15 protein-coding genes are annotated in these 9,826 nt (G+C 44.7%); 11 read left to right on the top strand and 4 right to left on the bottom strand.

What is annotated here, in order from left to right:
* The coding region (locus tag RCO25_RS30865) for an IS110 family transposase (protein ID WP_308999915.1) at nt 1-614 on the bottom strand (614 nt) is incomplete at its 3' end.
* Between the two features lie 183 nt (nt 615-797).
* On the opposite strand from RCO25_RS30865, the gene RCO25_RS30860 reads away from it, so the two are divergent.
* The 3 genes from RCO25_RS30860 (at nt 798) to RCO25_RS30850 (ending at nt 3,390) form a co-directional block, all read left to right on the top strand.
* Complete coding sequence (locus RCO25_RS30860; protein WP_308999914.1) at nt 798-1,664, top strand: hypothetical protein; 867 nt, start codon at nt 798-800, stop codon at nt 1,662-1,664.
* Between the two features lie 188 nt (nt 1,665-1,852).
* Nucleotides 1,853-2,764, top strand: a complete 912-nt coding sequence (locus tag RCO25_RS30855) for an aminoglycoside phosphotransferase family protein (protein WP_308999913.1) — start codon at nt 1,853-1,855, stop codon at nt 2,762-2,764.
* Nucleotides 2,765-3,093: 329 nt separating this feature from the next.
* The gene (locus RCO25_RS30850) at nt 3,094-3,390 is read left to right on the top strand and encodes a hypothetical protein (protein ID WP_308999912.1); all 297 of its coding nucleotides are present in this window, start codon (nt 3,094-3,096) and stop codon (nt 3,388-3,390) included.
* 96 nt (nt 3,391-3,486) lie between these two features.
* Here RCO25_RS30850 and RCO25_RS30845 read toward each other — a convergent pair whose 3' ends face one another.
* Nucleotides 3,487-3,813, bottom strand: a complete 327-nt coding sequence (locus RCO25_RS30845) for a YnfA family protein (RefSeq protein WP_308999911.1) — start codon at nt 3,811-3,813, stop codon at nt 3,487-3,489.
* Between the two features lie 18 nt (nt 3,814-3,831).
* The gene (locus RCO25_RS30840) at nt 3,832-4,227 is read right to left on the bottom strand and encodes a MerR family transcriptional regulator (protein WP_308999910.1); all 396 of its coding nucleotides are present in this window, start codon (nt 4,225-4,227) and stop codon (nt 3,832-3,834) included.
* An 80-nt stretch (nt 4,228-4,307) separates the two neighbouring features.
* On the opposite strand from RCO25_RS30840, the gene RCO25_RS30835 reads away from it, so the two are divergent.
* The 6 genes from RCO25_RS30835 to RCO25_RS30810 all read left to right on the top strand — a co-directional run bounded on the left by RCO25_RS30835 (nt 4,308) and on the right by RCO25_RS30810 (nt 6,953).
* Complete coding sequence (locus RCO25_RS30835) at nt 4,308-4,559, top strand: hypothetical protein (RefSeq protein ID WP_308999909.1); 252 nt, start codon at nt 4,308-4,310, stop codon at nt 4,557-4,559.
* A gap of 4 nt (nt 4,560-4,563) precedes the next feature.
* Nucleotides 4,564-4,899 (top strand): hypothetical protein, encoded by a 336-nt coding sequence (locus tag RCO25_RS30830; protein WP_308999908.1) that lies wholly within the window; start codon nt 4,564-4,566, stop codon nt 4,897-4,899.
* A 96-nt stretch (nt 4,900-4,995) separates the two neighbouring features.
* Nucleotides 4,996-5,370 carry a glyoxalase superfamily protein gene (locus tag RCO25_RS30825; RefSeq protein ID WP_308999907.1) on the top strand — a complete coding sequence of 125 codons (375 nt, stop codon included), beginning with the start codon at nt 4,996-4,998 and terminating at the stop codon, nt 5,368-5,370.
* Between the two features lie 14 nt (nt 5,371-5,384).
* Nucleotides 5,385-5,840 (top strand): putative iron-sulfur cluster-binding metallochaperone, encoded by a 456-nt coding sequence (locus RCO25_RS30820; RefSeq protein ID WP_308999906.1) that lies wholly within the window; start codon nt 5,385-5,387, stop codon nt 5,838-5,840.
* Nucleotides 5,841-5,980: 140 nt separating this feature from the next.
* On the top strand, nt 5,981-6,391 hold the full coding sequence (locus RCO25_RS30815; protein WP_308999905.1) for a hypothetical protein: 411 nt from the start codon (nt 5,981-5,983) through the stop codon (nt 6,389-6,391).
* Nucleotides 6,392-6,650: 259 nt separating this feature from the next.
* Nucleotides 6,651-6,953, top strand: coding sequence for a hypothetical protein (locus RCO25_RS30810; RefSeq protein ID WP_308999904.1), 303 nt, complete (start codon nt 6,651-6,653; stop codon nt 6,951-6,953).
* Between the two features lie 211 nt (nt 6,954-7,164).
* Here the strand turns inward: RCO25_RS30810 and RCO25_RS30805 are convergent, their stop codons facing one another.
* A complete protein-coding gene (locus RCO25_RS30805) occupies nt 7,165-8,169 on the bottom strand; it encodes an aminoglycoside phosphotransferase family protein (RefSeq protein ID WP_308999903.1) in 1,005 nt (334 codons plus the stop codon).
* Between the two features lie 194 nt (nt 8,170-8,363).
* On the opposite strand from RCO25_RS30805, the gene RCO25_RS30800 reads away from it, so the two are divergent.
* Complete coding sequence (locus RCO25_RS30800; RefSeq protein ID WP_308999902.1) at nt 8,364-9,203, top strand: hypothetical protein; 840 nt, start codon at nt 8,364-8,366, stop codon at nt 9,201-9,203.
* Complete coding sequence (locus tag RCO25_RS30795) at nt 9,200-9,802, top strand: hypothetical protein (RefSeq protein ID WP_308999901.1); 603 nt, start codon at nt 9,200-9,202, stop codon at nt 9,800-9,802. The genes RCO25_RS30800 and RCO25_RS30795 overlap by 4 nt, the downstream gene beginning before the upstream one ends.
* Nucleotides 9,803-9,826: the final 24 nt, after the last annotated feature.

Raw genomic sequence — 9,826 nt, 5'->3', positions numbered from 1 at the left:
AAACGACGCAAAGTGGCTAATGAACGAGGACTAAAAATATCTTCGAACGCTTGCCTGTATTCTGGAAAACGGATATCCAGCCAGCGGTGGATTCTGTTCTTAATCCGTCCGGATTTAACCACCCAATGCTCTCTGTTTGTGACAATAACCCGTAAGCGGCGGAATGTTTCTTCCTTTGGAGAGAAGGGCGTGTAGAACCCGCGGCTCACTGCATCGGCAATGACCAAAGCGTCCTTTGGGTCATTCTTTGATGGAGAGTTGTCTCTGTTTTCCTTATTGCGTTTGGTTGTCATTGGATTAACAAGGACAACTGAAACACCTTGTTTCATTAACCAATTGGCGATATTGAACCAGTAGTGACCGGTACTTTCCATTCCCACAACGACGTCATTCAAGTTGTGCATTTTCTGTAATTTACGAATGCTGCTTATTAAATGCTCAAAGCCCGCATGGTCGTTCGAAAACATAATTGGGCGATTGGTGAGGACAATACCTCGAAAGTTAATAGCTTGAGCAGCATGTTTCTCCTTGGCAATGTCGATGCCTATGACAAGGGTGGAAGTAGAAATACGTTCTACACGTTGATTTTGAGCTTTAATTAATCTAGACTTCATAATAACGCCTCCTAAGGTGAGTTCTGAGGGCTGCAACCCAGTACATACTCATCCTAGCGGGGCGTTCGTTTTTCTGCAAATTGAATCTACTAACACCTACAGGAATGTTAACGGGCAGTATAGCGGAGCAATGATGTAAAGGTTTTTTCCTTAATACTAGAGAATATTACCTCAGAGGTGATTATGTTGAAATTTAAATTAGACTTGGAATATACACCTAGATCTCCAAAGCATGGACTTCCTTTTACTGAATCCAGCCATTTACGATCAGCTTCATCGTATGAATTTAATACTAAGGAAATAGGAATAGCTTTAGTTGACCTATGGAATTTTGGTTGGGATGATGGTCCTCTTGTTACATCCCTTGGATGGGAATTAAGTACGGAAAGAGGGGTATCACATGCATTAAGGAAGAAGGAGATCATAACAAATCGAATTGCTCCCGCGATTAGTGAACTGAGACAATTAGGAGTTCAAATATTTCATTGCAATCATGCTCCATTCTTGAACAGTTTTCCACAATGGCTTAATTCAACAACAGAAGAAGAACGTAGGAAACTTGAATCCCCAGGAAACCAGTACGTCGATGTTAAGGAATCAAATAATGTTTTCCCAGAAAAAGAGTGGCAACAAGAATGGAGTTTAAAGCATTCAAATGATGTGTACCATTTAGATTGGTCTAATCTGCAAATCGAAACGTATTCCCAAATACAGATTCCTCAGGTAGTACAACCCCAAGAGCGAGATTTGTTAGTTTATTCAAAAGAACAATTTCATCGAATTCTTACTGAACATAATATTCGTGTCCTTTTCTATATGGGATTTGAGACAGACGAATGTATTACTCATAGTGATTATGGAATTATTAATATGCGCTCTTACGGGTATATGACAAATATTGTCCGCGATTGTACAACTACATATGAATCCGCTGAAACAGTTGAAGGATTATGGAGAACGAAGGTCGCTATTGAACAGATAGAGAAGAGATGGGGATATTCCATAAATGCGTACGATTTACTACGAGGGATTAAAAGTTCAGATCGTTGAATGCTAACGGGCACTTTAGCGTAGCACGACTTTAAAAAAAGTCCTTATTCGTTCATGATTCGGTTTTACCGTAAATTACTTTACAACTTATCAGAAGAATGCTGGAGTTGAGTGAAACAGGATTTTACATCACCTCATGTCGAAGAAGAGAAGAAGCAAACTACTTCGCTGAAAGGAGCCATTGCGGCATGATTGTGATCCCTGATACTTTTATTGAAAGAATGCACGAACTCTACGGTAAGCAAGGCGTAGCATGGTCGGAGGCGTTGCCTGGGTTGATTACCGACTGTGCAAACCGATTCAACTTTACCCCGGAAGCTCCATTCTCCAATTTATCCTATAACTTCGTTCTCCGCGCAAAGCTCAGCAACGGGAAGCGAGCAGTCCTAAAATCATCTTTCATGAAGGACGAGCTTTCTAGGGAAGTTAGTATGCTTCGTGCGTATGAGGACCGGGGATTGATCCATGTGCTAGATGCAGACGAGGAGTGGGGCGTTGCCCTGCTTGAGGGTGCCGATCCTGGCACACCGTTGTCGACAATTGAGGATGATGCCCGTGCGACGGATATCTTCTGCGAAGTATTTCGCCGCCTTCACCTACCTGCACCAACCGGTAGTCTGTACCCGTCCATGAGGCAGCACTTCGCGGCAATCGAGCGATACCGCGAGAGATTCAACGATGTGAACATTGCCGCGCCACTGCCTGAGAGCTGGGTGGAAAATGCCGAAGAATGTCTGACGTATCTCATTACGACTACGAATGAGAATCACCTACTGCATGGCGATCTGCATCATGAGAACATCCTTCGTCAAGGCGAAGAGAAATGGGCTGTCATTGATCCCAAAGGCATCATCGGTGACATCCATTTTGATACCATTCAGTACCTGCTTAACTACGAGGATCGAGGCGGTGATTGCGAGCAGGTGCTGCGATGCCGGATTGCGATTATGGCCGATCGCCTCGGCTTGGACCCTCGCCGAATCGCGATGTGGGGTGTGGCACGAGGCGTGCTTGAGGCGTGCTGGACGATTGAAAACGGAGGGAAGGATTGGCACAAAGGCATCCAATTGACGGAGCGCTTCGCCCAATGCCTGGATTGAGGTCTATCTAAAAAGTAAGCCAGAGTCGTCGATCAATTTCTAACGATAGTTAGAACACATGGATGAGCAGGTGCTGTGGTGGCCTTTTTAAAAAAAGAATATGTTACGCGTAAACGCTGGATGGACCGCATTAACGGTGTAACAACCAAGTATTTGCAAAATTTTAGATAGCAAGGATTATAAAAACACGACGTGGGATAAGAAAAAGATGTTAGTCTCATCTTGTATGTTTCCTCTGAACGAGACAAACATCAATCTTCGTCAAACGTTTTTTTCTTCTTAGCCAAGCGAGTTTGCTAAAGGTAACTAAGTTTGAGGAAGGTGGTAGGTTGCATAGAAGGGTAAGGGCAAAAATTAAATGGGTACCAACTGAACAAGGTGGTAAAAAGCGATTTCCAATTAAAGAATATTCAACCGCTTCTCATTTTCTTGACGATGACCCTAATCAAGGTTGGAGTGTCATCTTGAAAATTGAATTAAATATGGATAATTATGTGTCGATTTGCGATTTTAGCTTCCTTTTTCCCGAAAGGGCACCCCAAACAATAATCTACGTCGGTAGCAAGTTTGAATTATTCGAATCTAGAAAAGTTGCAGATGGAGAAATAATAGAAGTATCTGAGTAGAAATGACCACTTTTTTTAAGGGTGGTCTTTCTTCATTTGAAAATCAACAATGAAAATTAACATAGCCTTTTTTAAACTAACGGGCAGAATAACGTATTAACTTCTAGGAGCCCAAAGCATAATGGAGACTCCTACAATACAAACAGCGGCTCCGATCCCATCGTACACATCGGGTGTTTTTTTATCGACCAACCATCCCCACAACACAGCAAGAATAACGAATACTCCCCCGTATGCTGCATAGACTCGTCCAAATGCTGGGAAGCTCTGTAGCGTTGGGATGATCCCGTACAGGATGAGAAATACGCCCCCTACAATTCCATACCATAGTGGCTTGGATTCGCGTAGCCATAACCAAACAAGATAACCTCCACCAATTTCGGCAAGTCCTGCAACGATGAAAATTAAGATAGTTAACAACAAATTAGATTTCTCCTTTCACTATGAACAAGTACCGGTGGTTTTTATTTTATCAAAACATTCGGACCAGGTTAGGCATTTACAGTTCAATCCATCATCTAAAATTTGGATCATGGAGTTAATTTGTTTCTTTTTCTCTTCCAGCTGCGCTCGTTTTTCTCGCGCCATATCCTCCCATCGCTCTGATGGTGGGAGCGTTTCGAAACCTTCGAGCAGCACGCCGATTTCTTGCATCGTAAAGCCGGTTTGCTGCGCTATTTTAATGAATGTGATTCGCTCAATTAGATTTTCGGCATAGCGGCGTTGACCGTTTATTCGTTCCGGCGCCGGCAATAATCCAATAGATTCATAATAACGAAGCGTAGACGCGTTTATATCGGCTTTGGCTGCTAACTTTCCGATGCTAAGACTTGGCAAAGGAATTTACCTCCCCATTGACTTAAAGTTAACTTTAAGTTTTATAATGAAAGTATAGTCGAAATGAGGTGGTGGAGTAAATGAAAAAAAAGGAATGGCTAGCGGGGCTTGGTGTTCTTGGAGCGTGCGCGTTATGTTGTGCAATACCTTTGCTAGGCGGCGCGGCAGTTCTTGGCATAACTTCTTTCTTTTTAAATCCAGTGGTGATTCTGATATTGGCTCTTGTTCTTATTACTGTTGCAGTCGTTGTTTATCAGCGCCGAAAGGCAAATGGAACATCGTGTATGAAACCAGGCTGCAACTGCACTTCTTGTGCAAGTGGAAGGAGCTAAGCGTATGAAAAAAGAAATACCGGTTGCTTGCTGCCCTACCGTTTTCACGAAAGAAGAACGTATAGATTACAAAGACACTTGGCGCGAATTAGAAAAAAGCAGGCTTGGGGTTGCGGAGTTTGAGTCAGGGTTTGAATATCAATTTTCTGGTAATTCGGATACGCTGCGTCTGTTGTATGATTGGATTAGTTTGGAGCGAAAATGCTGTCCGTTTTTAACGTTCACGGTTAGCGCAAGTCACGAAAACGAACCGATTTTGTTACAGCTAACGGGAAATGCCGAAACAAAAGCTTTCTTACGTAATGAGCTCAACGATAAAATTCAGATGATCACAGCGTAGGGCGAAAATAATGTAGTTTAGACTTGTTTCTAAAAAAAAAAATAAAAAGCATTAAGCTAACGGATAACGATAGTTTCACCCCTGAAGGGCTGCTACTTGGCAGCCCTTCGCTCAACTAAGGGCAGGTTAACGCAACTGGAGTATGGTAAAATAGCAATAAAAATTGTGGAGGATCAGTATGCAGAAAGTGATTCCTGCATTTCGTATCACGGACTATATTTTCCTGTTTTTGCTCAAATATCCAGAGACGAAATGACGATTTATTTGACTGAACATACGGGCGACTGCCAAGTTGGTGGATTGATTCACTTTTTTGTTCCAAATCTCGATACCTGGTATAGCGAGTTAAAGGGCAAAATAAATGCCCATATTATTGAGGCTCCAAGCGAGGATCTTGAAGGTCTTCGCATGATGACAGTCTTAGATCCTGACAGAAATCAATTGCGCATTTGTACTCAGTTGGAGGTATGAGGGGAGATAAACTTATGGATTGTTGTACACCAGCTAATAGTGCCGTAACTGCCAAAACAGAGTGCCCTTCCTGCGGTGAGAAGGGCAAGAACGTGCAACTCATAACGCTGAAGTCCCTTCTTAAAGCATCGGCTTTAGAAGCTATTGAGCCGGAGAACTCTTACGTTTTTTGTTCTAACCCTGTTTGTTCCATCGTCTACTTTAGCGGTAACGATGCGCAAACGTTTGTGGAGAACGACCTAAAGGTGCCAGTGTTCCAAAAAAACAAGGGCGCAGATGTGCCTGTGTGTTACTGCTTTGACTGGACGAGGGAGCGGCTTCTTCAAGCCGTCGGTACCGACCAAAAACCAGCTGACCAAATCAAAGCTCATGTTCAAGCGGGGCGATGTGGGTGCGAGGTAAACAACCCTCAAGGGGCTTGTTGCTTAGGAAATGTGAACTCTTTTGTACGAGGTCTCAAAGAGGAGTAAGCATAAGTGTGTGATTCAACTAACGGGGAACGATAGTAGAATGAAGCAGATTGCAGCAACAGTCTGCTTATTAATTGAAGTAACGGGCAGTATAGCGGAATATACATAATAGTTTAGAATACTGTCGAGGGGGATTTGAAATGGGTAAAGAACTAGATGAAATAATTGTTAAATCCTTTTTTATTAAAACAATTCAACAAAGAGTTTTGTTTGAGTTATCTTCACCGAAAAAACGCCTTGATGCTATACAAAGATTGAATCACAATTATTCAGTTACTCTCCGCAAGGAATTTATGATTGAAATTCCTAGACCTAATTCTAACCTTGAAAAGATAGCAGAAATATTGAAAATGCACGGTGCTGGAGAATTCAGTTACTCAATATCATGGAGTGAAGAAATTGATGGAAAAGAATTACCCTTATTAACAGCATTAGAAAAAGCCGTCGGATTCGGAATGCCGTCAATCGTATCGTGTATTCCAGGAAAGCTGGCTTATTTTGAAGCGGAACAAGATTATGGTGCTCCACCAAGATTTTTATTAAAAAGATAAAGGTCGTATTGAACTAACGGGTACGATAGCACCATGAAAACAGGCTGCCAGCATCATAGGGAGCATGTTCAGCTAAAATGAGCAAAATAGTTGAATAAAAAGAAAAAAAGTTAATAAGGTTGGAGGAGGTGAAAGGGTTATCAGTTATCCTCGTTCAGGATTAAGAGTAAGATGTGATCAAGAGGTAAACCCTCGAGTCAGGAATGCTTGCAAAAACTTTGCCTTATGGCTCCGCTTAAATGTTGAATTTCCAATCAGAGTGGTTGTATATATTAAGAAGGATTATCAAATAAAAACCTATCAAACAAAGGAATTGGTAAGCGCTTCATTTCTCTGTCCCGATGACAAGGACCTTGAGCCTTACATTAGGGTTGCATCAGGAGACTATGAAGAATTAATATCTGAACGTGGTGAAGAGAATGCCATCGCTGCTATATTAACCAGCATAGGTCATGAAATTATTCATTATCGGCAGTGGATTGATGATAGAGAATTTAGCGAAGATGAAGCAGAGGAAGAAGGTGGAAAATTGGTAGACCATTATTATGAATGGACAGAATAATTTTAAGTACGAGAATGAAAAAGTGGTGTATTTATACGTAATAAAATATGGTAGTGGAATCAAGAATGATTGGTATCCATACCCGAGGCTGACCTCGTCCATATGGAGATCATTGTTAAGCTTACGGGTAACGATAGCACCATGCACTAGGCTGCCGGCCTACCGGCAGCCTTTATTGAAGTAACTGGCAGGTGACCGAGGTGCGGTCACTTTAACCGACGCCATATTTGGCGAGATACAGCGGATACGAATGAAGATGAACGGCCCTGGCCTTGCGCTGAGCCTCCTCCCGATGCTCCGGCACCTGCTCTGCCTCCACATAATCAGCCAGGACGTCGATGACGTCGTCAAGCAGCTTCGCCCGAAAATACAGTTCCAACCGTTCGACGGCCGCAGCCCCTGCTCCTGCCAGCACCTTCTCTCTCCATATCGGCCATGACGGATCATGCGTTAGTGGCCAAAGCAGTACCGAGTAGTCCATTGCCGCATCGCCCTGGCCGGATAGGTCGTCCCAGTCGATGATCCGGAAGCCGTCCCTGCCGCATGTTAGTACGTTGTTGTTGTTCAGGTCGTTATGAACAACATCGCCCGCCGGGAGTAGAAATGCAGGTGTCTGCAGGACTGTTTCCCTCAGCCTCCCGACCTCTTCCCCGAACCACGAAATCGTCTCGTCCGACACGAAATCCCTGAGCAGATCGCGCGACCCTCGGATTCCGTCGAGATCATCCGTAAACCGGGAAATATACTCGTCCTCGAATGCTTCCGCATAAGTGCGCGTCTCAGCCTTAGGCAGCATTCCGCGAAGACAATCGTCGCTATGGAGCTTAACGACGGTCGCCATGACACCCGTCAGTGCGACCTCTGGATTCCTCGCTTCCGAAAGCGGGGTCGCATCCTCGATATATTCGAACACTAGGCCGTAGGGATATCCCGGCACGATCTCACGGTCAATCGCATGGACCAGCCTGGGCGCGGTGTAGTGCTCGGCCAGATAATTGCTGACGCCCGCCCACTGCCGCAGTCGCGCGGCTTTGCTAGGTGGAGCCAGCTTGACGTGAAGCTGCGTGCGGTCGTCCGTCAGACGGAAAGACAAGTTGCCGAAGCCCCCAGGGTTATATATATATGACGCCCGGATCTTATTCGGGACTAAGCCAATCGCATCGGCGTTCGCCGATGCCCACTCCGTAATCATTCGTTCTGCTAGTCGTACCTGCATATCTACACCCTGCCTTCTCACCATATTTCGGTCTATACCGGATATTTTAGCATGGAACCGATCATTGATGCAGGTAAAGGACAGTTTTAAATCGAATCGAAATATTCATTTATTTGTTATATGAAGGGAATCGCATTTACTTAACCTATATCCAGAAAAGTAGTAAACTGGATTAATGAGGAAGGGGGAGGGCTTTGCATACGAACCCAAAGCTGAGGCTGGGCAGTAAGCTCCTATGGCCGATTGTTGTGCTGTTGATTACGGCAAGCTGGGTCGGTAATGTATGGTATTTCCAATCCATGCAGCTGGAGAAACCGATCTTTTTGAAGCATTATATGATAGTAAACGGCAATCAGAGTGATTGGATCGAATTGACCTATTTGGAGAACAAAATGAAAGGCAGGAAGGTGACGGGGATCCAGCTGGAGGAGCTGCCGATGCTCCGATTTCGAATCGATCCGCATCCGAATTCTTACAGACATCAAGTGCTCGGGAAGGCTTATGGAGAATGGAGAACCGAGGAAGCCGGGCAAATGGAGAAGTTACCGGTCACGATCAAAGAAGCCATGGTATATTATAGCGAAGGGCAGCCCGAAAAGGTGCCGATCGGGGAAATCAACGTATTGTGGGAGCAGAAGGAGAGCTTGCTGGAAACGTCGTCAAGCAGAGGTTCCTCAGACGGTACTGGCCAATACAGCGTAACCGTCAAGCAGCCTCTTACCTTGGAACAAGTCGATTATAGCTTCAGCGACAGGCTTAGCTCTGTGTTCGAGCTGACAATGGCCGGCAGGGATAGACCGATTCCACAGTTGCCAATCCGGCTGGCCGCCGGGGACCCGCTGACGTTTAACTACAAATGGACCATACCGGAGAATACACCGGCAGCCTTCGAGGTGTATAAAGCGTACATATTTCTTACCTTCAAGACTGAAGACGGAAAAACGGTATACGACCGGCTTCCTATCAATTTCAATCTTTACCTGTACGAGAAGCAAATCAAGCGGCTGGTCCGCTCCGGAGGTGAGCTGTCATGAACCCTTCCATGCGAAGCGCATTAAGGAGGCTCGGCTGGGGTCTTGTATTTCCGCTCGTTGATCTTCATTTGGGATCCTTCGATGTTCTCCCGGATATAATCGGATATATTATGATCCTTATAGCTTTAGGCCAGCTCGGAGCCGGGGATGGCGGCTTCAAACAGGCACGCTGGCTCGCAGCTGTCCTTATCTTCTTATCTTTGCCGCAGCTCATGGTCAAAACGAGCATTGACATCAACCAGTTAACCGCAGCGCCGCTTGGAATGCATATTTACGTGCAAGGAACGGCCATTCTGCATGCTCTGCTCGCCTATCTGATTTTTCAAGGGCTGTATACGGTCGCAAGACCGATAGCCCCGCCGGAGCTGCTGGATGCCATTGTTAACAGGCAGAAACTCTACATGGCTGTCTTTGCTTCACAGCTTATCTTTTATCCGTTTCTGTTGAATTTGGATGAAAGTTGGGCGAACATGCTCCTTCTCATCGGGATATTCATTTTTGTCGCGGAGCTGCTGCTAATCCGGCTGCCGTTTCGTTTATCGCAAATAAGAAACACGCCTATAGATTATGGTGATAATCCGGGTACGTCACCGCTATAATGCTGCAAATGCTCTATTTATTAA

The sequence above is a fragment of the Paenibacillus sp. LHD-38 genome, from assembly GCF_031157315.1.
In the GTDB taxonomy this organism is placed as follows: Bacteria; Bacillota; Bacilli; order Paenibacillales; family Paenibacillaceae; genus Pristimantibacillus.
Note: the sequence above shows the minus strand (reverse complement) of the source record. Positions and strands in the feature narration are given on the sequence as shown.

Excerpts from the sequence above, each read along its gene's own strand:
- RCO25_RS30815 (WP_308999905.1), top strand. The coding sequence starts at position 5,981 with ATGGGTAAAGAACTAGATGAAATAATTGTTAAATCCTTTTTTATTAAA.
- RCO25_RS30835 (WP_308999909.1), top strand. The coding sequence starts at position 4,308 with ATGAAAAAAAAGGAATGGCTAGCGGGGCTTGGTGTTCTTGGAGCGTGC.
- RCO25_RS30830 (WP_308999908.1), top strand. The coding sequence starts at position 4,564 with ATGAAAAAAGAAATACCGGTTGCTTGCTGCCCTACCGTTTTCACGAAA.
- RCO25_RS30820 (WP_308999906.1), top strand. The coding sequence starts at position 5,385 with ATGGATTGTTGTACACCAGCTAATAGTGCCGTAACTGCCAAAACAGAG.
- RCO25_RS30805 (WP_308999903.1), bottom strand. The coding sequence starts at position 8,169 with ATGCAGGTACGACTAGCAGAACGAATGATTACGGAGTGGGCATCGGCG.
- RCO25_RS30795 (WP_308999901.1), top strand. The coding sequence starts at position 9,200 with ATGAACCCTTCCATGCGAAGCGCATTAAGGAGGCTCGGCTGGGGTCTT.
- RCO25_RS30855 (WP_308999913.1), top strand. The coding sequence starts at position 1,853 with ATGATTGTGATCCCTGATACTTTTATTGAAAGAATGCACGAACTCTAC.
- RCO25_RS30860 (WP_308999914.1), top strand. The coding sequence starts at position 798 with ATGTTGAAATTTAAATTAGACTTGGAATATACACCTAGATCTCCAAAG.